Annotated in this window: 18 protein-coding genes; all 18 read left to right on the plus strand. The window is 48.9% G+C overall.

Annotated features, from left to right (window positions below; all coding sequences use genetic code 11):
* Nucleotides 1-344 precede the first annotated feature (344 nt).
* The 18 genes from AC4G47_RS09565 to AC4G47_RS09650 all read left to right on the plus strand — a co-directional run bounded on the left by AC4G47_RS09565 (nucleotide 345) and on the right by AC4G47_RS09650 (nucleotide 21607).
* Nucleotides 345-3203 carry a calcium-translocating P-type ATPase, SERCA-type gene (locus AC4G47_RS09565; protein ID WP_491105840.1) on the plus strand — a complete coding sequence of 953 codons (2859 nt, stop codon included), beginning with the start codon at nucleotides 345-347 and terminating at the stop codon, nucleotides 3201-3203.
* Nucleotides 3204-3387: 184 nt separating this feature from the next.
* Nucleotides 3388-4221, plus strand: a complete 834-nt coding sequence (dapF, locus tag AC4G47_RS09570) for a diaminopimelate epimerase (protein ID WP_491105841.1) — start codon at nucleotides 3388-3390, stop codon at nucleotides 4219-4221.
* 140 nt (nucleotides 4222-4361) lie between these two features.
* Nucleotides 4362-6251 (plus strand): bifunctional homocysteine S-methyltransferase/methylenetetrahydrofolate reductase, encoded by a 1890-nt coding sequence (locus AC4G47_RS09575; RefSeq protein ID WP_458123267.1) that lies wholly within the window; start codon nucleotides 4362-4364, stop codon nucleotides 6249-6251.
* 19 nt (nucleotides 6252-6270) lie between these two features.
* Complete coding sequence (locus AC4G47_RS09580) at nucleotides 6271-7170, plus strand: YicC/YloC family endoribonuclease (RefSeq protein WP_336763573.1); 900 nt, start codon at nucleotides 6271-6273, stop codon at nucleotides 7168-7170.
* A gap of 51 nt (nucleotides 7171-7221) precedes the next feature.
* Complete coding sequence (gene remA, locus AC4G47_RS09585) at nucleotides 7222-7482, plus strand: extracellular matrix/biofilm regulator RemA (protein ID WP_006209218.1); 261 nt, start codon at nucleotides 7222-7224, stop codon at nucleotides 7480-7482.
* Nucleotides 7483-7495: 13 nt separating this feature from the next.
* On the plus strand, nucleotides 7496-8068 hold the full coding sequence (gene gmk / locus AC4G47_RS09590; RefSeq protein WP_017687445.1) for a guanylate kinase: 573 nt from the start codon (nucleotides 7496-7498) through the stop codon (nucleotides 8066-8068).
* 157 nt (nucleotides 8069-8225) lie between these two features.
* Complete coding sequence (gene rpoZ / locus AC4G47_RS09595; RefSeq protein WP_458123266.1) at nucleotides 8226-8438, plus strand: DNA-directed RNA polymerase subunit omega; 213 nt, start codon at nucleotides 8226-8228, stop codon at nucleotides 8436-8438.
* A gap of 138 nt (nucleotides 8439-8576) precedes the next feature.
* Nucleotides 8577-9812, plus strand: coding sequence for a bifunctional phosphopantothenoylcysteine decarboxylase/phosphopantothenate--cysteine ligase CoaBC (gene coaBC, locus AC4G47_RS09600; protein WP_491105842.1), 1236 nt, complete (start codon nucleotides 8577-8579; stop codon nucleotides 9810-9812).
* A 3-nt stretch (nucleotides 9813-9815) separates the two neighbouring features.
* On the plus strand, nucleotides 9816-12365 hold the full coding sequence (priA, locus tag AC4G47_RS09605) for a primosomal protein N' (RefSeq protein WP_491105843.1): 2550 nt from the start codon (nucleotides 9816-9818) through the stop codon (nucleotides 12363-12365).
* 117 nt (nucleotides 12366-12482) lie between these two features.
* On the plus strand, nucleotides 12483-12971 hold the full coding sequence (gene def, locus AC4G47_RS09610; protein WP_145322836.1) for a peptide deformylase: 489 nt from the start codon (nucleotides 12483-12485) through the stop codon (nucleotides 12969-12971).
* A gap of 12 nt (nucleotides 12972-12983) precedes the next feature.
* Nucleotides 12984-13937 (plus strand): methionyl-tRNA formyltransferase, encoded by a 954-nt coding sequence (gene fmt, locus AC4G47_RS09615; RefSeq protein ID WP_458123263.1) that lies wholly within the window; start codon nucleotides 12984-12986, stop codon nucleotides 13935-13937.
* Nucleotides 13934-15436: a 16S rRNA (cytosine(967)-C(5))-methyltransferase RsmB gene (gene rsmB / locus AC4G47_RS09620; protein ID WP_491105844.1), complete on the plus strand. Its 1503-nt coding sequence runs from the start codon at nucleotides 13934-13936 to the stop codon at nucleotides 15434-15436. The genes fmt and rsmB overlap by 4 nt, the downstream gene beginning before the upstream one ends.
* 253 nt (nucleotides 15437-15689) lie before the next feature.
* Complete coding sequence (gene rlmN / locus AC4G47_RS09625) at nucleotides 15690-16730, plus strand: dual-specificity RNA methyltransferase RlmN (protein WP_062836114.1); 1041 nt, start codon at nucleotides 15690-15692, stop codon at nucleotides 16728-16730.
* Between the two features lie 7 nt (nucleotides 16731-16737).
* Complete coding sequence (locus AC4G47_RS09630) at nucleotides 16738-17514, plus strand: Stp1/IreP family PP2C-type Ser/Thr phosphatase (RefSeq protein WP_491105845.1); 777 nt, start codon at nucleotides 16738-16740, stop codon at nucleotides 17512-17514.
* Nucleotides 17511-19721, plus strand: coding sequence for a Stk1 family PASTA domain-containing Ser/Thr kinase (gene pknB, locus AC4G47_RS09635; RefSeq protein ID WP_491105846.1), 2211 nt, complete (start codon nucleotides 17511-17513; stop codon nucleotides 19719-19721). Before AC4G47_RS09630 ends, pknB begins: the two co-directional genes overlap by 4 nt.
* A gap of 61 nt (nucleotides 19722-19782) precedes the next feature.
* A complete protein-coding gene (gene rsgA / locus AC4G47_RS09640) occupies nucleotides 19783-20691 on the plus strand; it encodes a ribosome small subunit-dependent GTPase A (protein ID WP_491105847.1) in 909 nt (302 codons plus the stop codon).
* A 1-nt stretch (nucleotide 20692) separates the two neighbouring features.
* A complete protein-coding gene (gene rpe, locus AC4G47_RS09645; protein WP_017687456.1) occupies nucleotides 20693-21352 on the plus strand; it encodes a ribulose-phosphate 3-epimerase in 660 nt (219 codons plus the stop codon).
* A 3-nt stretch (nucleotides 21353-21355) separates the two neighbouring features.
* Nucleotides 21356-21607: a hypothetical protein gene (locus AC4G47_RS09650; protein WP_062835351.1), complete on the plus strand. Its 252-nt coding sequence runs from the start codon at nucleotides 21356-21358 to the stop codon at nucleotides 21605-21607.
* The last annotated feature ends 132 nt before the right edge of the window (nucleotides 21608-21739 follow it).

A 21739-nucleotide genomic window follows, 5' to 3' on the forward strand; every position in this document is an offset into this window, starting at 1 on the left:
CTCTCTCTATCGAGCATCTGCATTTTATCATGCCAAATGCTTCATCTATATAACTGAAACGAGCAACCAGGTTATGTAAAAAAACAGGACTGGCTGCAGATTCTTCGTTGCTTGCCTGTTGAACGCTGGAATCAGTACTGCGCAGAACATCGCAGACTTTTATTTTAGCTTATTCTGTCCATCAGGGAAAGGATTCACCTTGCGGGTGCTAATCACAGACCTGTCCGAATACATATAGAGCAGGTAGTTTGTCCGGCATAGTGTACAGCCTGTCGACCAGCGCGCCGGTGAAGCATGTGAGCTTATTTTGCAGATGAATACAGACTGGGAGGGAACCTTGAAGCATGGAACATACCAAGTGGCATCAACTAAGTGATGAAGAGCTTCGCAACACTCTTGGCGTCAACCCGCAGGAAGGATTGACGGATGAAGCTGCAGCGGAGAAGAGGAAAGCTATCGGTTCGAATGAGCTGAGCGAGGGGAAACGTATTTCTCCAATCACATTGCTCTTGAATCAGTTCAAAGATTTTATGGTGCTGGTATTGATGGGAGCAACGTTGGTATCCGGATTGCTGGGTGAGTATCTGGATGCGGTAACGATCGTGGCCATTATTGTGCTGAATGCCATTCTGGGGTTTGTGCAGGAATTCCGGGCAGAACGATCTCTTCGTGCATTGAAACAGTTGTCCGCACCTCTCGCCAAAGTGCTTCGATCGGGCCAGGAAGTACATCTTGCCGCCAAACAACTTGTACCCGGGGATATTGTCATGGTGGAGAGTGGTGACCGAATACCTGCTGATGTACGCTGGCTGGAAACGAACAGTCTGGATGTCGAGGAGTCGGCACTTACCGGGGAATCTGTCCCCGTAAGCAAACATTGCCTTCCGATTGCCGACGAGGATGTTCCACTTGGCGATCAGAAGAATATTGGTTTTATGGGTACCATGGTCACTCGTGGCACGGCCAAAGGTGTGGTTATCCGTACAGGAATGGAGACCGAGATGGGCAAGATTGCCGATCTGATCCAGAATACGGAGGAGCAAGAAACACCGCTACAGCACAGGCTGGAACAACTGGGCAAAATTCTGATTTTTGTCGCGTTGGGATTAACCGTTATGGTCGTCGTGGCAGGTATATTGCACGGACAACCAGCTGTCGGCATGTTTCTGGCAGGGGTTAGCCTCGCGGTGGCTGCCATACCGGAGGGTCTGCCGGCCATTGTAACCATCGCACTTGCCCTTGGCGTGCAGCGGATGATCAAGCGTAAAGCTATTGTACGTAAGCTGCCTTCTGTCGAAACTCTGGGCTGCGCGTCCGTAATCTGCTCGGATAAGACAGGCACGCTCACCCAGAACAAGATGACGGTAACGGATGTGTGGCTGGAGGGACGCGACATCAAGGTTACCGGGGATGGTTATGCACCCGAAGGACAGATGCTGGAGAACGGTCGCATGGTGGAACTGAAGAGTGACCAGTCCCTGCGCAGAATGCTCCAGATCAGTGCGCTTTGCAACAATGCCAGTATTGTGGAGAGCGTTGCAAGCCAGATGGGGAACAAGAAAAAGGGCAAGGATACGAAAAAGGAAAGCAAGAAAAACACGAAAAAAGAGGATCTCCAAGAAGAAACGGTCAAGGGAGAAAATGTGTTCTGGGAGCTGAAGGGCGACCCGACGGAAGGGGCACTCGTCACACTGGCCTCCAAAATGGGACTTACCCCTGCTGGCCTCAAAGAGTTGTATGCCCGCGAGCAGGAGTTTCCGTTTGATTCGGAGCGAAAACGCATGTCGGTCCTGGTTCATCACCAGGGGGGCCGAATGATCTATACCAAAGGTGCACCCGATGTGTTGATCGGACACTGCAGTTATATTTTATGGGAAGGCAAGGTGGTACCTTTCACTGGAACGCTGCGGCAGAAAGTGATGGCAGCAAATGAGAACATGGCCGGAGCGGCACTGCGTGTTCTCGGAATGGCCTATCGTGAAGTTCGGCCGGAAGAAAAAGTGGCTGACGAACACGCCGCCGAAAGTCAACTTGTCTTCGTAGGACTTGCAGGTATGATTGATCCACCGCGTCGTGAAGTGAGAGATGCGATTGCCACATGCCGCAAAGCGGGTATTCGCACCGTCATGATCACAGGTGATCATGGAACAACGGCAGAAGCCATTGCTCATCAGCTGGGTATTCTTCCACGCGGAGGCGCTTCGTTAAGTGGTCAGCAACTGGCAGGCATGACGGATGAGCAACTGGATAAACAGGTAGAAGGCATCTATGTGTTCTCCAGAGTGTCTCCTGAACATAAGCTTCGCATCGTAAAATCGTTGCAGCGCAAAGGGCATGTCGTCGCGATGACGGGGGATGGGGTGAATGATGCTCCAGCGATCAAAGCGGCAGATATCGGCATAGCGATGGGCATTACAGGCACAGATGTGACGAAGGAAGCTTCGGCGCTCATTCTGAGTGATGATAACTTCTCGACCATTGTGGCTGCCATTGAAGAAGGCCGTAATATCTATGAGAACATTCGCAAGTTTATCCGTTATTTGCTGGCATCAAACGTGGGCGAGATTCTAACGATGTTCTTTGCGATGATGATGGGCCTGCCGCTACCACTCGTGCCTATTCAGATTCTGTGGGTTAACCTGGTGACGGATGGTTTACCTGCAATGGCGCTGGGGGTAGATCAGCCTGAGAAAGATTTGATGGAGCACAAACCCCGGGGAGCCAAAGAAAATATATTTGCCCGCAGACTGGGTTGGAAAATTGTCAGTCGGGGTGTATTGATTGGATTATGTACACTCGGAGCGTTCTGGCTCACCCTTCAGGCTGCACCGGATAACCCGGGTCAACTGATCAAAGCACAGTCTGTGGCTTTCGCTACACTCGTTTTGGCGCAGCTCATTCATGTCTTTGATTGCCGTAGTTCACGATCCATCTTCCACCGGAATCCACTACAGAACAAATATCTGGTTCTTGCCGTTATTTCATCGGTTGTGCTGATGTTAATTGTTATGTACGTTGAGGCGCTTCAACCGATCTTCAAAACTGTACCTCTAGGTTTGCGTGAATGGGCGATCTGTATTGTTGCTGCAGGCATTCCAACGTTCCTTATGGGCGCAGGCAGCGTGTGGGGTGGTCGTCGTAACCGCCGTCGCATGGGGGGTTCTGGCCGCTTCGTACCGAAAAGTACAAAGTTTTCGGCATAAAATCAATACCTTTTCCTTACCCATTTCGTTATGCTATCCTCAAAATGATTCGAAGCGGCAGCTTTGGCATTTTGCAGGATAGCATTTTTTGGTGTAACTGTTGAATATGAATTTCTATGGTGATCCTGTAGAAGAGCAAGAATATAGCTTTGGCAGCAGACTGCCAAAAGGAGTGGGCAAGGTTATGGAATTTACGAAAATGCATGGACTTGGTAATGATTTTATCGTTGTATTTGGTGAAAAGAAGCTTCCGGCTGATGCTGCAGAATTGGCTGTGAAATGGTGTAACCGTTTCTTCGGCATCGGTGCGGACGGCCTGGTTTATATACTGCCTTCGGAGAAGGCGGACTTTCAGATGCGCATCATGAATTCGGACGGTTCCGAAGCAGAGCAGTGCGGTAATGCCATTCGCTGTGTGTCCAAATATGTATACGATCATGGTCACGTTAGCCAGGAGCAGATCACCATTGAAACGATTGGTGCAGGCGTACAACCGGTAAGTCTCAACATTCGTGATGGTAAAGTGGAAACGGTTCGTGTGGATATGGGTGAGCCTATCCTGAATGGCCTACAGGTACCTACAACGGTGGATGCGAATCCCGTGGTCGATCATCACATTGAAGCGAATGGACATGCGTTCAAATTCACTGCCGTATCCATGGGTAACCCGCATGCGGTCATCTATGTAGATGATGCTGTGAATTTTGACCTCACAACTTGGGGACCACTTCTTGAAGTGCATCCGCTGTTCCCGAAAAAAATCAATGTGGAATTCGCCACAGTTCGTGACCGTGGATATGTGGACATGCGTGTATGGGAACGTGGAGCTGGCCCAACACTTGCTTGCGGAACCGGGGCATGTGCAACACTGGTATCCTCTGTCCTGAATGGGCATACAGATCGTACGGCAATCATCAGCCTCAAGGGTGGGGATCTTCACATTGAGTGGAATGAAGCTGACAATCATGTGTACATGACCGGACCTGCTGAAGTTGTTTTTAAGGGAATCACTTCATAAAAAAGTGGAAGGTTTAACCAAAGGGGCCTGTGGGCCTCTTTTTTTAATCTGCATCAAAAACCTGTGTTTTTCTTCGTTTTTTAGCGTTTTTTGTGTTACATTAGTATGAAAATGATCACAGCTAGGCGGGGGGAAAAGGGATGAAGGCGGATTTGCGCAAAGTTATGCAGGAACGTGTTCTCGTTGGAGATGGGGCCATGGGAACATTTCTGTACCAAATGGGGTTTCCGGTAGGGATTTCATATGAAGAATTGAACTTGATTTCACCTGAAGTGGTGGCGGATGTACATCGCCGTTATCGGGATGCAGGTACAGAAATATTTGAAACGAATACGTATTCTGCCAATTACGACAAGTTGTCCAAGTTCGGTCTGGAGTCCAAGGTGGAGGATGTGAACCGTGCCGGTGTACGTATTGCCAAAGAGGTGGCTGGAGCTGACGGTTACGTTCTTGGTGCAGTAGGCTCTATTCGTGGCGGCAAGCGGACGAACGTGTCCACAAGTGAACTCAAACGCTTCTATCAACAACAGATCTCTGCTCTGCTCGATGAAGGTGTAGATGGCATTTTGCTTGAGACCTTCTATGATATAGAAGAGATGGATATTGCCCTTTTGCAAGCACGCAAGCTGAGTGATCTGCCTGTAATTGGACAGTTCGCGGTAGAGGATGTAGGGCATACGCTGGACGGATATACGATGCCTGAAGCCTTCCGGATCATGCGGGAGCAGGGTGCGGATGTGATCGGTTTTAACTGTCGCTCCGGTCCAAACGGGATAATGCGTGCCATGGAAACCGTCTCTGGTCGTATTGGTATTCCGATGTCCGTCTATCCGAACGCGGGTGCCGCGGATTATGTGGATGGTCAGTTCCGTTATGGTGCAACTCCGGAGTACTTTGGTCAGACGGCAGTGCAGTTTGCCGAACTGGGCGCTCGTATTATCGGCGGGTGCTGCGGGACTACACCTGATCATATTACCGCAATGAAAGAGGCGCTCGCCGAATATGTACCTTCGCCTATTTTGGAGCCCGATCCGTCCGAATCCAAAGCTCGTATCGTGTTGCATGAACATGTGGATGAGCGTTCCGGACGTGGAGGACAGCCTACAATCGTTGATCTGGTCAAGCAGCGTCACACGGTCATTGTTGAACTTGACCCGCCACGTGACTTGGACATTGCCAAGTTCATGAAGGGTGCCGAGACACTGAAAGCGGCAGGAGCAGATGCCCTGACCCTGGCGGATAATTCACTAGCGGTTACACGGATGAGCAACATGGCGCTGGGTCACCTCGTTCAGGATCGCACGGGCCTTCGTCCACTTGTACATATTGCCTGCCGTGACCGGAATCTGATTGGAACACAGTCACACATGATGGGTTTTGATGCTTTGGGGATTAATCATGTACTGGCTGTAACAGGAGATCCTGCAAGATTTGGTGATCTGCCGGGTTCAAGCTCAGTATATGATCTGACTTCTTTTGAAATCATACGCATGATCAAGCAGTTGAACGATGGAGTGGCTTTCTCAGGTAAACCGCTGAAGCAGAAAGCCGGTTTTGTCATCGGAGCGGCATTTAATCCCAATGTGAAATATTTGGATAAAGCTGTACAACGTCTGGAGAAGAAAATTGCCTCTGGCGCAGATTACATCATGACACAACCGATCTATGACCCTGAGTTGATTGTAGCAATGCACGAAGCGACCAAACATCTGGATGTGCCCATTTTTGTAGGTGTAATGCCGCTGGCGAGTGGACGGAATGCAGAGTATCTGCACAACGAGGTTCCGGGGATTCAGCTATCGGATGAAGTGCGTTCCCGGATGGCGGGTCTGGAAGGAGAAGAAGGCCGTGCTATGGGTGTAAAAATTGCCAAAGAACTGCTGGATGTAGCAACAGTCCATTTCAAAGGCATCTATCTCATGACACCGTTTATGTTCTATGGCATGACGGCCGAACTGACTCAATATGTATGGGAGAAGTCGGAGCATCAATGTCCTACTTGTTTCAACCCTAATAATCAATTACAATAGTAAAACGGATGTGATGCCGATGTCATTCAGTATGACCGGATACGGTCAATCCGCCTTTCATTTTGGCGGCTATAAGGTACAATTAGAGATCAAATCTGTTAATCATCGTTATTGCGAAGTGATGATGCGTCTGCCAAGAGAGTGGACGTATTATGAAGACGGTTTGAGGAAGATCGTACAGGGTCGTTTGAAACGTGGGCGGATTGATGTTTATGTAATGAAAGAAAAAGAGGAAGACCAGGCTCTTCCCGCTGTTCTGAATGAACAGACGGTCAGGGCCTATCTGCAGGCTGCAGAGCAACTGGAGACTCAGTATGGAATGCAGGGCAAACCAAGTATTGTGGATATGCTTGGGCTGCCAGACGTCATGGTTCATTCGGATGGGACAAGTTCCATTCCGGAAGAGCAGAAGGACGAATGGGAGCGAGTGCTGCAGGAAGGATTGAAAGAGGCTTTGTCCAGCCTTGAGCAGATGCGCGCTCGCGAGGGTCTTCATCTGGCCAGTGATCTGGAACGGCGGATTACCCGTCTGGAGTCGCTGCATACCGAGATGCTTGATCTTGCTCCGACTGTGGTAAGTGATTACCGTAACAAGTTAAGGCAACGGCTTACGGAAATGCAGGAAGAAGGCTCTTTCCCTTTTGATGAGCATAAATTGGGTATGGAAATTGCAATGTTTGCCGATCGTTCTAACATAGAAGAGGAGCTTACACGTCTACTCAGTCACTTTGGACAGAGCAGGGAACTGCTGAAGAGTGATGAGCCGGTAGGGCGTAAGTTGGACTTTCTAATTCAAGAGATGAATCGGGAAGTCAATACGATTGGATCAAAAGCCAACCATTTGGCTCTGGTGAATCGTGTTGTCGAGATGAAGGCGGAGCTGGAGAAGATTCGTGAGCAAGCGGCGAATATCGAATGAACGGCCATATTTCGGCATAAGAGTCGCATGTATAGGGGGAAGAACCTGATTATGGCAATCAAACTCATTAACATTGGATTCGGTAACATCGTATCGGCGAACCGGATTATATCCATCGTGAGTCCGGAATCGGCGCCGATCAAGAGAATCATACAAGAGGCAAGAGATCGTCACATGCTGATTGATGCAACGTACGGAAGACGTACTCGTGCCGTAATTATTACGGATAGCGATCATGTCATTCTGTCTGCAGTTCAGCCTGAGACGGTCGCCCATCGTCTTTCTTCGAAAGATGATGACAACGACGAATAAAATGGAGTGTAATATGTCTAAGGGATTACTGGTAGTGTTGTCCGGCCCATCAGGGGTCGGGAAGGGTACTGTATGCAGCGCATTGCGCAAACGGGTGCCGGAATTGATCTATTCCGTATCGGCGACAACCCGTCAGCCTCGTCTGGGTGAAGAACATGGTGTGAACTATTTCTTCAGAAGTCATGAAGAGTTCCAGAACATGATTGCTGAAGATCAATTGTTGGAACATGCGGAGTATGTTGGTAATTATTACGGAACACCGCGTGATTTTGTAGAGAAAACGATTAACGAAGGCCGCGACATCATTCTGGAGATTGAGGTTCAAGGCGCGTTAAAAGTGAAAGAGAAATTCCCGGAAGGGATCTTTGTTTTCCTGCTTCCTCCTTCATTGGACGAGCTGAAAGATCGCATTCAGGGGCGTGGTACCGAAAGCCAAGCGACCATTGATCACCGGATGTCTGTGGCGGTCGATGAGATCAGTCTGCTGGAGCAGTATGATTACGCTGTTGTTAATGATGAAATTGATTTGGCGTGCAAGAGAATAGAAAGCATCATAATCGCCGAACATTGTAAGATCAATAAATAATCCCTTTTGCCGCTGCAGAATGCGATATAAGTGGGGCAGTTGTCATATCATGTATTGAAGCAGTCCATCTTGGACTGTCCAAATGTGAAGACATGCCACATAAGTTCTGTCAGGCGGCAACTTGCGATTATACTAATGCGAAGAGGTGTTTGTTAATATGCTGTATCCTTCTATTGATGAAATGATGAACAAAGTCGACAGCAAGTATTCCCTTGTTGTTGCTGCTTCCCGCCGGGCTAGACAGCTACGTGAAGGTGAAAAAACGGATTTAAAAGGTGCGAGATCCCATAAACAAGTTGGCGTTGCACTGGAAGAAATCTATGGAGACCTGCTCGTTGTCATCAAAGGACAGGACGAAGAAGAAGAGTAAGCCGCCTGCGGCTGCTCTTCAACTGCATACGGCGCAAGCCGGATTAATTGACAACCGCGAGGTTGTTATTTTTTTACGAATAAGCATATTTTAACGGAATCTTAATTAGACGTCGTATAAATATCGGGGGAAATAAACATGTTGAACGGTAAAAAAATCGTGCTTGGTGTGACAGGCGGCATAGCCGCTTACAAAGCGGCAACATTATGCAGCAGACTGGTGCAAAAGGGGGCGGATGTTCATGTAATTATGACAGCTTCCGCTACACAGTTTATTACCGAATTAACGCTGCAAACGTTGACCCGAAATACCGTATATACCGATACATTTGATGAGCGTGAACCAGCGGTTGTATCTCATATTCATCTGGCTGATCTGGCTGATCTTGTTCTGGTAGCCCCGGCTACTGCGAATGTGATTGCCAAGATGGCCCATGGTATGGCAGACGATATGCTCTCAACAACTCTTCTTGCCACGACTGCTCCTGTAATGATTGCCCCAGCCATGAATGTACATATGTATGATCATCCGGCTGTACAGCATAATATGAATCTGCTTGCTGAACGGGGAACCTTAATGATTGAGCCGGGTGAAGGACAGCTTGCATGTGGTTATGTCGGCAAGGGACGTCTGGAAGAACCGGAGACCATTGTTGATGTGGTAGAGCGTTTCTTCGAACAGCGTGAATCTGAAGATCGAGCTCAAAAGGGACAAGATTTACTGTTACAAGGCAAAAAGGTTGTGGTGACGGCTGGGGGCACGATTGAGCGTATTGACCCCGTACGATACATTACGAACGATTCGTCTGGCAAAATGGGATTTGCCATAGCCGCGGCTGCGCGTGAACTGGGGGCAGATGTGAAATTGGTTATGGGCAATACCCAAGCGAAGCCACCGGAGAACGTTGAGTTGATCCCTGTACAGTCTGCACAGGATATGTATGAAGCTGTCACACGCGAGTGGGATGATGCAGATATCGTGGTTAAGGCGGCGGCAGTTGCCGATTATCGTCTAAAGGAAGTTTACACCGAGAAGATCAAGAAGAAAGGCGACACGCTGTCGCTCGAACTTGTTAAAAATATAGATATTCTTGAAACGCTGGGCAAACAGAAAACCCATCAGTTTTTAATTGGTTTTGCTGCGGAGACTCAGTCAGTTGAGATGTATGCACGTGAGAAATTGGAACGGAAAAACTGTGATCTGATCGTAGCCAATGACGTAACCCGAACGGGTGCAGGATTTGGAACAGACACCAACGCGGTACATATCTATGACCGGGAGGGTTTGGTGGAGGAGCTTCAAGTGATGGCCAAGCACGATGTGGCTCATCGGTTGCTCCGGATTGCGGCGGAGCGGATTGCCGGGAGGAATTAGAATATGGAGATTGCCAAGGTCATTGTCGATGTTCCTGTGAAGGAAACAGACCGGCCGTTTGATTACTTGGTACCTGAAGCGATGAGGGAATGGATCGAGATTGGCAGCCGGGTGGGTGTACCTTTTGGCCATCGGACGGTACAGGGATTCGTGATTGATCTTGTGCCACGTACCGGGGAGGAATCATTCAAGCTGAAGCAGATTCAGGAGTTGCTGGATATTGTTCCCCCACTGTCAAAAGATTTGGTTGAACTGGCCGAATGGATGAGTGGACGTTATGCCAGTAACCGGATTTTGTCATTGCAGGTGATGGTGCCGACGGCATTGAAAGGGAAAGCAGAACGATACATCTCGCTGGGAGATGCACTGGACGGAGAGGTCGCCAGTACACAACCGGACGATGAGGTGTTATTTGTTTGGGGACAAGAGTCTACGACCGAGAAGGTGCAGCAGGATATCATCCGTTTTGTCAAAGGTCGGGGTCAGGTACCCCTGCAACAGCTCAGTCGGAAATATCCGAATCATGCTGCGCTGATCAAGAAATTATTGCTTGGTGGTGTACTGCTGGAAAGTCAGGCCATCAAGGACAAGCTGAATAAGAAAACAATGAAGTCTGTTGATCTGGCCGTAGATATCGCTGCTGCTCAGGAAGCACTTGCTTCGTTCCCGGCGAAAGCACAGCGGCAGAAGGAGATTCTGGCTTTTTTGCTGGAAATGAAAGAGCTTCTGCCCATGCCGATGAAAGAAGTGTTATCTACACTGCAGGTATCGGCAGCAACGATCAAGGGTCTTGAGGAAAAGGGACTGATTGTAACCGAGGACGTCGAGGTTTTTCGTGACCCTTATCAAGGCAGGAAGTTCAAAGCGACTGAACCGTTGGTTCTGACCGATGAGCAAAAACATGTTTATGACAATATCAATGGCCGATTGCAGGAACAGCGCCATGGGGTATTTTTGCTGCATGGTGTCACGGGTAGTGGCAAGACGGAAGTCTATCTTCAAACCATTCAACAATGCATCGAGCAGGATCGGCAGGCCATCGTACTGGTGCCCGAGATTGCATTGACACCACAGATGGTAGAGCGCTTCAAGGGACGCTTCGGCGACCAGGTTGCGGTCATGCACAGTCGTCTGTCTGGCGGTGAACGTTATGATGAATGGCGCAAGATTCGTGAGGGTCAGGTGAAGGTTGCGATTGGGGCACGTTCAGCCGTATTTGCTCCGTTCAGTCGGCTTGGGCTGATTATTATGGATGAAGAACACGAGACTTCCTACAAACAGGAGGAAACTCCGAAATATCATGCCCGTGATGTAGCGGTAAAAAGAGCACAGCAGCACCAGGCCGTGGTCGTTCTGGGTTCAGCGACACCTTCGCTGGAAAGTTATTACGCTGCACGATCGCAGAGTAATGATGACTTTGCACCGCTCTTGCTCGAGATGCCAACTCGGGCACTGGGGAACAAGCTGCCTGAAGTGCGGATCGTTGACATGCGTGAAGAGTTAAAGGACGGCAACCGCTCCATGTTTAGCAGGGCTTTGCATAAAGGGCTGGAGGAGCGTTTGGAACGTGGTGAACAGACGGTACTTCTGCTAAATCGCCGTGGATATTCGACCTTTGTCATGTGCCGAAGTTGTGGATATGTGGCAGGCTGTCCCGAATGTGATATTTCATTAACGTACCATCAACGCTCCAATAATCTCCGTTGTCACTACTGCGGATATGCGGAAGCGGCTCCTGAAGTGTGCCCGGACTGTGGAAGTGAGCATATTCGATATTTTGGTACAGGTACGCAGCGGGTCGAGGAAGAGCTCGCGAAGCTCTTTCCAGGTATTCGGGTCATTCGAATGGATGTGGATACGACAACAGAAAAAGGGGCGCACGAGAAGCTGTTGAAACAATTTCGTGAGAAAAAGGCGGATGTATTACTGGGCACCCAGATGGTTGCGAAGGGACTCGATTTCCCGGATGTAACCCTGGTTGGCGTGATAACAGCGGATTCAGCACTGAATTTACCTGATTTTCGTGCTGCTGAAAAAACGTTTCAGTTGCTAACACAGGTAGCTGGCCGAGCGGGTCGGCACCAATTGCCTGGTGAAGTGTTTGTCCAGTCCTATACGCCGGAGCATTACTCCATTGGGCATGCGAGCCAGCATGACTATGTATCGTTTGTACGTGAGGAACTACTGCATCGTCGCAATTTGCAATATCCGCCTTACTGTCGCCTGATTCTGGTGACCTTTTCGCATGAGCAGCTTCCGGTATTGATACGCCTTGCCGAGAACTACACGCGAATCCTAAAGGAGAAGGCTAATGCAGCCGGATGGCTGGGCAGTCTGGATCGTTTCAGTAATGATGCCTTTGATGTGCTGGGGCCGGTAGCGTCCCCGATTCCACGGATCAAGAATAGATACAGATTCCAATGTATGATAAAATGGCGGGGGGATGTAGACGCCATAGGACTTGCTCTGGCAACGGCCCGGCGCATGGATGAGGATGTTCAGGCGCAAAAACTACTCATTAGTCTGGATGTAGACCCGCAAATGTTAATGTAAGCATTTTGCAGCAGTGCGGATGTAAACAAGCGGTATAAACATAGATTAAAAATGAATACCCCAAAAATACAGATATCGTCCTGAAATTATGATGAGGATTAGGAAGGTGCTTACAACATGTCGATTCGCATTATCGTTCAAGAACCAGATGAGGTGCTCCACAAGAGAGCCAAAGAAGTAACCAAAATTACACCAAACGTACAAAAATTGCTGGATGATATGGCTGACACCATGTACGATGCGGAAGGTGTGGGTCTTGCGGCACCACAGGTCGGCATTTTGAAACGTCTGATCGTAATTGACGCAGGTGATGAGCAAGGGCTGATCAAGATGATTAACCCGGAGATCATTGCAAGTGAGGGAGAACAATTCGGACCAGAAGGTTGTCTGAGTATCCCTGGAATTAATGGTGACGTTCGTCGTTTTGAGACCGTGACGGTCAAAGGTCTGGATCGTGAAGGTAAAGAGTTGATTATTACGGGTAGCGGCCTGTTGTCCCGTGCATTCCAGCATGAAATTGATCATCTGGATGGCGTACTCTTTACGGATATCGCCGAGAAAGTGTACGAAATTGCAGCAGATCAAACGGGACCGCGTCGTAATTAAGGAGTGATCGATTTGAATATTGTTTTTATGGGAACACCTGAATTTGCAGTTCCTTCTCTCGATATGCTGATTGCAGAGGGATACAATGTGGTGGGTGTGGTGACTCAGCCTGATAAACCACAGGGGCGCAAAAAAGTACTTACGCCAACACCGGTTAAGGCCGCGGCAGAACGCCACGGTCTGCCGGTGTTTCAACCTGTTAAATTGCGTGATCCGGAAGCCGTAGCCCGCTTGGCTGAATGGAAGCCGGATCTGATCGTTACCGCGGCCTTTGGACAGATTCTGCCCAAAGCCGTGCTGGATATGCCTGTTCGCGGTTGTGTGAACGTGCATGGCTCTCTTTTGCCGAAATATCGTGGAGGAGCCCCGATCCAACGTTCCATTATTAACGGAGAATCCGTGACAGGAGTCACATTGATGTATATGGCTGAAGGCCTGGATACCGGAGATATGATCTCGCGTGTGGAACTGCCAATTACGGATGAAGATACATCAGGATCGATGTTTGATAAATTAAGTGAGGCTGGTTCCAAACTGCTTCAGGCAGAAATGCCACGATTGATTGCAGGCGAGACAACGGCGGTCCCTCAGGATGATGCCGAAGCTTCGTATGCCCGCAATTTGACTCGGGAAGACGAGAAAATGGACTGGAGTCGTACTTCACGCGAATTGTTCAATCAGATCCGCGGCCTTGTGCCATTTTCGGGTGCATTTACGATGTGGGATGATCAGGTCTTCAAGATCTGGGCTGCGGCTAACCCCGATCAGGTGGATCTGGCAACTTCTTCGGATGCTGGACAAGCAGAGCCGGGAACGGTGTTGCAATTGAACAAAGCAGGGATTGAAGTTCGTACAGGTAATGGCTCGCTCTGGTTAACTGAGGTGCAGCCTGCAGGCAAAAAGGTGATGCAAGCCGCTGACTTTGCTCGCGGTGGTACACTGAAACCGGGAACGGTGCTGCGATGAGCGGTAATACATCGGGGCGTTCGTCAGGCAAAGGCCATAAAGCCACAGGAAATACATCCGGGCGTGAAGGAAACCGTCGTCCGAATTCAGGTAAATCGGGTGGCGTAGGAAATGCTTCCGCTAATGGTGCATCTGGCTCCCAGAAACCCAAAACATCTGCTCGTGCCTTGGCAGTGAAGGTGCTTAGTGCAGTTGAGCAAGATGGGGCATACAGTAATCTGGAGTTGAACCGTCGTCTGAAAGAGGCGGATTTAAGCCCCGCGGATGCCGGACTAGCTACTGAATTAGTGTACGGAACAATCGCTAGATTGAATACACTTGATTACTTTTTGGAACGTTACGTTGCCAAAGGGGTATCCAAACTGCAACCTTGGGTTCGCAGCCTGCTGCGGATTAGTGTATATCAGATGATATACCTGGATCGTATTCCGGAACATGCCGTGGTGAGCGAAGCGGTCAATCTGGCCAAGAAACTGGGCCATCAGGGAATCTCGGGCATGGTGAATGGTGTGCTCCGCAATATGATCCGCAATCGGGATGAACTTCGTATTCCAGAACATCTGCCCGTTGCCGAACGTATTTCACTTGAGCATTCCCACCCGTTATGGATGGTTGAACGCTGGATTGCCCAGTACGGCGAGGAGACGGCGGAAGCTATCTGTCGTGCGAATAACGAGCCGCCAGCGGTGAGTGTTCGGGTCAACACTACGATGACCACACGGGAGAAACTGATGCATGAGATGAGCAGCACAGGTGCAGTTGTTGAAGCTTCTCAGCTGAGTTCCGATGGTATTCTTGTACGTAGTGGCGGAAACATGGCTCTAACGTCCTGGTACCGGGACGGATTGTTCTCTGTACAGGACGAAAGTTCCATGCTCGTGGCTGAAGCGGTTGCGCCTGAAGAAGACCAACTCGTATTGGATTGCTGCGCAGCGCCAGGTGGTAAAACAGCTCACATGGCGGAGAAAATGCACGATCGCGGTCGTATTGTCGCTAACGATGTACATGCTCACAAGCGCCAGCTGATCCTGGATCAGGCGGAGCGTCTCGGTCTGAGTTGCATTGATGCTGTAACAGGGGATGCTCTTGATCTGAATGAGCGTTATCCGGAAGCGTCGTTTGACCGTATTTTGCTGGATGCACCATGTTCCGGTCTTGGTGTTATTCGTCGCAAGCCCGATGTGAAATGGACCAAATCCGTAGAAGATATTGAAGATATCTCCAACCTGCAGCGTGAACTGCTTGATCGTGTGGCGCCGTTGTTAAAACCAGGCGGGATTCTGGTTTACAGTACGTGTACCATTGAACCTGTCGAGAATGAGGTTATGGTCGCAGACTTCTTGAACCGACATCCGGAATATAGTCCAGCGGAAACGTCCGTCTGGCCCGATGCGGAGACAGTGAACCTGAAGGTCGTCAACGGTGGCGTTCAGATTTTGCCACAATTCGCTCACAGCGACGGATTTTTCATCGCACGGTTGACAAAAACAGTGGAATAACAGTTTAATAGAGCACGGAAGGATGGCCGCCGAGGGGAACTTCGGCGGATTTCTTTGTGATGGGACTTCGAGTTTATGGTCAGACAAAAGGGATGACAGGGTGCGATGGTGGCATTGAGGTGTTATAATGCATGAAGTACAGACATCAAGGGTATACATGGATGTAAAGTGGTCTTTGTGATAGAATAGGACGAATGGAACGTAAAGTAGGAGCCAAACGAAAAGAAAAGAAGGAATAGGTGTTGACAACAAAATGAAACCTTTTATATATGATTATTCTCTGGAAGAACTGCAGCAATGGGCTGTGGAGAATGGGGAGCCGGCGTTTCGCGGTGGTCAAATCTTTGACTGGATTTATGTAAAACGCGTGAACGATTTTAGTGAAATGACGAATCTGTCCAAGCCATTGCGTGAAAAGCTGACAGAGCAATTTGAATTTGTAACGCTTAAGGAAATTACAAAGTTTGAGTCCAAGGATGGAACCGTAAAATTCCTCTTTGGTCTTCATGACGATCATGCCATTGAGACAGTAATCATGAAGCACAACTACGGAAACAGTATCTGTGTAACCACACAGGTTGGATGTCGTATTGGTTGTACGTTCTGTGCGTCTACATTGGGTGGGCTCAAGCGTAACCTTACGGCTGGTGAGATTGTTGCACAGGTTGTGCAGGCCCAGAAAATTTTGGATGAACGCGGCGAGCGTGTCAGCAGTATCGTGATCATGGGTTCGGGTGAACCGTTCGAAAACTATGAAGCAACGATGACTTTCTTGCGCATTATGATTCATGAAAAAGGACTGAACATTGGTCAGCGTCACATCACGGTTTCAACAAGTGGAATCGTTCCGAACATCTACAAGTTTGCGGATGAAGATACACAGATTAACCTCGCCATTTCGATCCATGCACCAAATGATGCACTGCGTTCGAAATTGATGCCGGTTAACCGTCGTTTTCCTTTTGAAGACGTGATGGAGTCCCTTCGTTATTATCTGGCCAAAACAGGTCGGAGAATTACGTTTGAATATGCACTCATTGGTGGGGTAAACGACCAGCCAGAGCATGCAGCAGAACTGGCAAGCGTGCTTAAAAACATGTTGTGCCACGTGAATCTGATTCCGGTTAACCATGTTCCTGAACGCAAGTATGTAAGAACATCGAGAAGCGACATTTTCAATTTTCAGAAGATTCTCTCGGAACAGGGTGTTAATGTAACCATTCGTCGTGAACAGGGACATGATATTGCTGCCGCTTGCGGTCAGCTTCGTGCAAAGCATATGGAGTTGAGGTGAGAACGTTTTGATCAAAACAGTTCATGTGAGCCATATCGGACGGGTGCGTTCGGTGAATGAAGATTCAGCCTGGATTCGTGATCTCGATACAGGATATATTCTGGGTATTGTTGCCGATGGCATGGGTGGACATCTTGCAGGGGATACGGCAAGCCGCTTGGCAGTGGAGACGTTGGTGCACGATCTGGGAACGCTGGAACCAGGTCTGTCGCATGCGTCTCTGTCTGCAGCTCTCAGCGATGCTATTTTGCATGCCAACGAAGTCATATTCCGCACGGCATCTACAGATGACAAGTACCACAACATGGGAACAACGGTGGTTGCAGCGTTATTGAACGATACGGAAGGTGTTATTGGACACATCGGTGATAGCAGAGCTTACAAAATTGCGAACAAAGCTGTGATCCAGCTGACCGAGGACCATACACTGGTGAATGAATTGTTCAAAAACGGCCAGATCAGTAAAGAGGATGTGTCTCATCATCCACGTCGCAACGTGCTGACTCGTGCGCTTGGAACAGATGCCGAAGTGAAGGTGGATCTGGATACCGTTAAGCTGGAGGAAGGCGAAGTTCTTCTCCTGTGTAGTGACGGTCTCAGTAACCTGGTCAGCAATGAGCAGATTATTCAGGTTGCCGGCAATCAGGAGCTGGCATTGGAAGATCGTGCAGACCGACTGCTTCAGTTGGCTTTACTTGCTGGTGGAGACGATAACATCACGGTTGCATTGTTCGAGTTACAGAAGGAAGGTTCCGTGGATACGGAAACGGGGTGTGAGTCATGATTGGGCACCAGCTAGGCGGACGTTATGAAGTGATTGAGCGAGTCGGCGGTGGCGGCATGGCTCTCGTATACAAAGCCCAGGATCTTCTGCTGAACCGGAATGTAGCGATCAAAGTCCTTAGACAACAGTTTGTGCATGACGAAGAGTTTATTCGCCGTTTCCGCAGGGAAGCTCAATCGGCAGCCTCACTTTCTCATCCCAATGTAGTCAGTATTTATGACGTAGGACAGGAAGATGACGTTCATTATATTGTCATGGAGTATGTGGAAGGCAAGAACCTGAATGAAATCATTAAAGAACGTGCGCCTCTGCAGGTGGATGAGTCGGTAAGAATTGCTTCCCAGATCGCAGACGCGCTTGATCATGCACATCATAATCAAATCATTCATCGGGATATCAAACCCCATAATATATTAATTGGCCGGAATGGCCGTGTGAAAGTAACGGATTTCGGGATCGCTCGTGCCGTTACATCTACAACAATTACGCAGACAGGTTCCGTAGTCGGTTCTGTACATTACTTCTCACCGGAGCATGCCAAAGGCATCGTTACTGGCGAAAAATCGGACTTATATTCTCTTGGGATCGTATTGTACCAAATGCTGACTGGGCAACTTCCGTTTTTGGGGGAAAGTCCAATCAGTGTAGCATTGAAGCATTTGCAGGAAGAGTTCGATGAACCACGCAAATTCAATCCTCTGATTCCGCAAAGTGTGGAAAATGTCATTCTGAAATCGATGCGCAAAAATCCGCAGGAACGTTATCAGTCAGCCAAAGAAATGCAGACCGATCTGGAAACTTGCCTGATGCCGGAGAGACGCAATGAAACGAAGATTGATTTTCCGGATGAGGATGATATAGACCAGACTCGCGTTATGCCAGCCATCAAGCCTGAACCGCGCGGAGTTACATCGACGGGTGCAGTGCCTGTGATGGAGTCTGACGATGAAGCAGGCAAGGGCAAAGCGAAAGCTAAGAACTGGAAGAAGCCAACACTACTGATTTCATTAACTGTTCTTATTCTAATCGCCATGGTGGGGGTTGTATGGTATGTCAAGGGTATGTTAGTTGTACCTGAAGTTACCGTACCTAACGTGATCACCCAGACGGAAGAAAAGGCTCGGGAAATACTCGAGGAGAAAGGACTCGTCGTCAGTGATGAGGTCATCCGTCTGTATCAGGAAGATGTCGAACCCGGTATTGTCTTTGACCAGAGTAGAAAAGAAGGCGATGTCGTCAAAGAAGGTTCCGAGGTCCAGATCAGTGTTGGTGCAGAAAAAGAACTGGTGAAGATGATTGATGTCAAACAAGAGACTTATGATGAGGCTGTCAAGAAATTGACTAAGCTTGGTATTAAGGAAGATCAGATTCAGCGGAAAGATGAGTTCTCCAATGATGTGGCTTCAGGTACTGTTATTTCCCAGACACCTGGCGTCAATGAGGAAGTCGATCCAGAGGCGGTTCAGATTGAGTTAACCGTAAGTAAAGGCGCCGAAACGGTCAAAATGCCTGAACTGAAAAATCTTACCCGCAGTGAAGCCGAAGAAAAAATTAAATCTGCTGGACTTGTGCTTGCTCAGGTGCAGGAAGAGTCAAGTTATACGATGGAACAGGGCAAAGTGACGCAGCAATGGCCTGTGGAAGCTGGCGCAGAGGTGAGTCCTGGCGATAAAATTACGATCTTTATCAGTACAGGGTACCCGCCTGAAGCACTCGAATATCCGTTCAATATCAATGTATCACCCAAAGAAGAGGGCAAAAACAGTAAAATCCGTATCACGTATGAAGATGCACGCGGTAAGAATCAGGAATGGGGAACTCGCACCGTCAATTCAACCCAGACGCTGACCATTCCACTTGTGCTCGCTCCAAATGAAAATGGTGCAGTGTCCGTGTATCGAGATGGACAGTTCCTGGACACGTATCTTGTCTCCTACAGTGAAGCCAAAAACGGAACAGTGAGTGTACCTTCCATTGACCCTGAACAAAGCACACAGCCACCGCCAGAGAATGACCCTGATCCGGGTGCAGGTAGTGGCGAAGAGGGCAGTGTTGACCCCAACCAGGAAGGTGAGCCTGAGTCTATACCGGCAGATGGTGAGGGTGACAGTGAAGAGGAAGACACCTCTGCCATGAACAACGACAAAGGTCATGGCAAAGGAAAAGAAAAGAAAACGGAAGTCGATAACGCATCAAGCCGTCCATAAGGGCGGCTTATGCTGGCGTCTGGAGTAAATGTACCACCATCTAAAGGAGGGCGACGGAGCTATGCCAGAAGGTATCATCGTTAAAGCGCTAAGCGGTTACTATTATGTCATGCCAGTGGAAGACAACGGGGTTCCTTCGGTTGAAGGTTCCGCCGTTCAATGCAGAGCCAGAGGTATCTTCAGAAAGCGGGGAACCTCACCGCTTGTAGGTGATCGCGTCAGCTACATGTTGACTGAGAATGGAGAAGGAACGGTAGATGAAATTCGGAAGCGTGAGACGGAACTTATCCGTCCTCCTGTAGCCAATGTAAGTTTGGCTGTTTTGCTGTTCTCAGTGAAGGAACCGGATATGAACCTGAATCTGTTGGACAAGTTCCTTGTTCACATCGAACAGGCGGGGCTGGATGCACTCATTGTGTTGACCAAACAGGATTTGGCAGATCCAGCCAAAGATATCGTTGCTGAAGTGAAAGCATTGTATGAACAGGTGGGTTACGAAGTAATCTCGACAAGTTCTTTAACCGGTGAAGGCAGTGAATTGCTCAGGGACCGTCTGGCTGGTAAGATCAGCGTATTCTCCGGACAATCCGGTGTAGGCAAGTCTTCGATGTTAAATGCATTGATGCCGGGCCTGACGCTGGAGACAAATGCGATCAGCATGCGCCTCGGACGAGGGAAACATACCACCAGACACGTGGAACTTATACCCCTGGATAATGGCGGGTTCGTCGCAGATACGCCGGGATTCAGCCAACTGGACTTCCTGGAGATCGGTGTGGAGGAACTCTCTACTTGTTTCCGGGAATTCGCCCAGTTTGCAGATCAGTGCAAGTTCCGAGGCTGTACCCATACACATGAACCAGGATGTCGTGTGCTTGCGGCCAAGGAGGAAGGTCTAATCTCCGAAAGCCGATATCAGCACTATGTGCTGTTCCTTACCGAAATGAAAGATAAGAAGCGGAGGTATTAACATGATTAAAATTGCCCCATCGATATTATCAGCTGATTTTGCCCGACTTGGTGCGGAAGTTGCAGAAGCCCAAGCTGCAGGAGGAGACTGGATTCATGTTGACGTTATGGACGGTCATTTCGTCCCTAATATTACGCTTGGACCTGCGATTGTAAAGGCGATCGCTCCACATACAAGCTTGCCGCTCGATGTGCATTTGATGATTGAAAACCCGGAGCGTTATGTTGAGGAATTTGCCAAAGCGGGCGCAGCGGTAATTACCGTTCATGCTGAGGCTTGTGTACATCTGCACCGCGTTATTCATCTGATTAAGGAGCAGGGAGTGAAGGCAGGGGTTGCCCTTAATCCGGGAACGCCAGCGTCAGCCATTCTCGAAGTTTTGGATGATGTTGATATGGTTCTTGTCATGACAGTAAATCCTGGTTTTGGCGGACAGGCATTTATCTCGGGCACCATGAACAAAATCAAGCAGATTCGTACCTGGTTGAATGAAAAGGGGCGCCATGATGTACATATCGAAGTAGATGGCGGAATTGCTGCGGACACAGCCCCGCTTGTGGTAGAAGCTGGAGCAGATGTACTTGTTGCCGGAAGTGCCGTATTTGGCCGTGAGGATCGTGCTGCTGCGATTACTGAAATTCGCCGTAGCTACGGAGGCTAATCTATGACCCTTAAGGAGACGCTGTGGACGATGGCTGCGAGTCTTGCGACGGGACTCGTGCTTGCTTTGTTTGCGGTTATTCAATCCCCGTATAATGCCATTACGTCATTGATCGGGGTGGGCGTTGTTATTATGTATTTCCGCAAATTTGATCGTACGGGACATCGGGTTACTTTTGTTATATTCAGCATACTGTATTATTTACTGAGTGTTTTCATGATCGCTGTCTATCAATATATTCCTTCCCAAACGTAAATGACCTGATCTTCGGGCTTGTCATTGTGGAATAGGGATCGAAGGTTCCGCATAAATATGGTTACATGAGCAGGTTTCTCATGTAGCCTTTTTTGTCGTGTTTGAGGTAAAGAAGGCCTGGAGCATAGGATA

Source organism: Paenibacillus sp. Negev47, from assembly GCF_058313655.1.

Bases quoted from the DNA above. Each gene is read 5' to 3' on its own strand.
- AC4G47_RS09565 (WP_491105840.1), top strand. From the start codon at position 345: ATGGAACATACCAAGTGGCATCAACTAAGTGATGAAGAGCTTCGCAAC.
- dapF (WP_491105841.1), top strand. From the start codon at position 3,388: ATGGAATTTACGAAAATGCATGGACTTGGTAATGATTTTATCGTTGTA.
- AC4G47_RS09575 (WP_458123267.1), top strand. From the start codon at position 4,362: ATGAAGGCGGATTTGCGCAAAGTTATGCAGGAACGTGTTCTCGTTGGA.
- AC4G47_RS09580 (WP_336763573.1), top strand. From the start codon at position 6,271: ATGTCATTCAGTATGACCGGATACGGTCAATCCGCCTTTCATTTTGGC.
- remA (WP_006209218.1), top strand. From the start codon at position 7,222: ATGGCAATCAAACTCATTAACATTGGATTCGGTAACATCGTATCGGCG.
- gmk (WP_017687445.1), top strand. From the start codon at position 7,496: ATGTCTAAGGGATTACTGGTAGTGTTGTCCGGCCCATCAGGGGTCGGG.
- rpoZ (WP_458123266.1), top strand. From the start codon at position 8,226: ATGCTGTATCCTTCTATTGATGAAATGATGAACAAAGTCGACAGCAAG.
- coaBC (WP_491105842.1), top strand. From the start codon at position 8,577: ATGTTGAACGGTAAAAAAATCGTGCTTGGTGTGACAGGCGGCATAGCC.
- priA (WP_491105843.1), top strand. From the start codon at position 9,816: ATGGAGATTGCCAAGGTCATTGTCGATGTTCCTGTGAAGGAAACAGAC.
- def (WP_145322836.1), top strand. From the start codon at position 12,483: ATGTCGATTCGCATTATCGTTCAAGAACCAGATGAGGTGCTCCACAAG.
- rsmB (WP_491105844.1), top strand. From the start codon at position 13,934: ATGAGCGGTAATACATCGGGGCGTTCGTCAGGCAAAGGCCATAAAGCC.
- rlmN (WP_062836114.1), top strand. From the start codon at position 15,690: ATGAAACCTTTTATATATGATTATTCTCTGGAAGAACTGCAGCAATGG.
- pknB (WP_491105846.1), top strand. From the start codon at position 17,511: ATGATTGGGCACCAGCTAGGCGGACGTTATGAAGTGATTGAGCGAGTC.
- rsgA (WP_491105847.1), top strand. From the start codon at position 19,783: ATGCCAGAAGGTATCATCGTTAAAGCGCTAAGCGGTTACTATTATGTC.
- rpe (WP_017687456.1), top strand. From the start codon at position 20,693: ATGATTAAAATTGCCCCATCGATATTATCAGCTGATTTTGCCCGACTT.
- AC4G47_RS09650 (WP_062835351.1), top strand. From the start codon at position 21,356: ATGACCCTTAAGGAGACGCTGTGGACGATGGCTGCGAGTCTTGCGACG.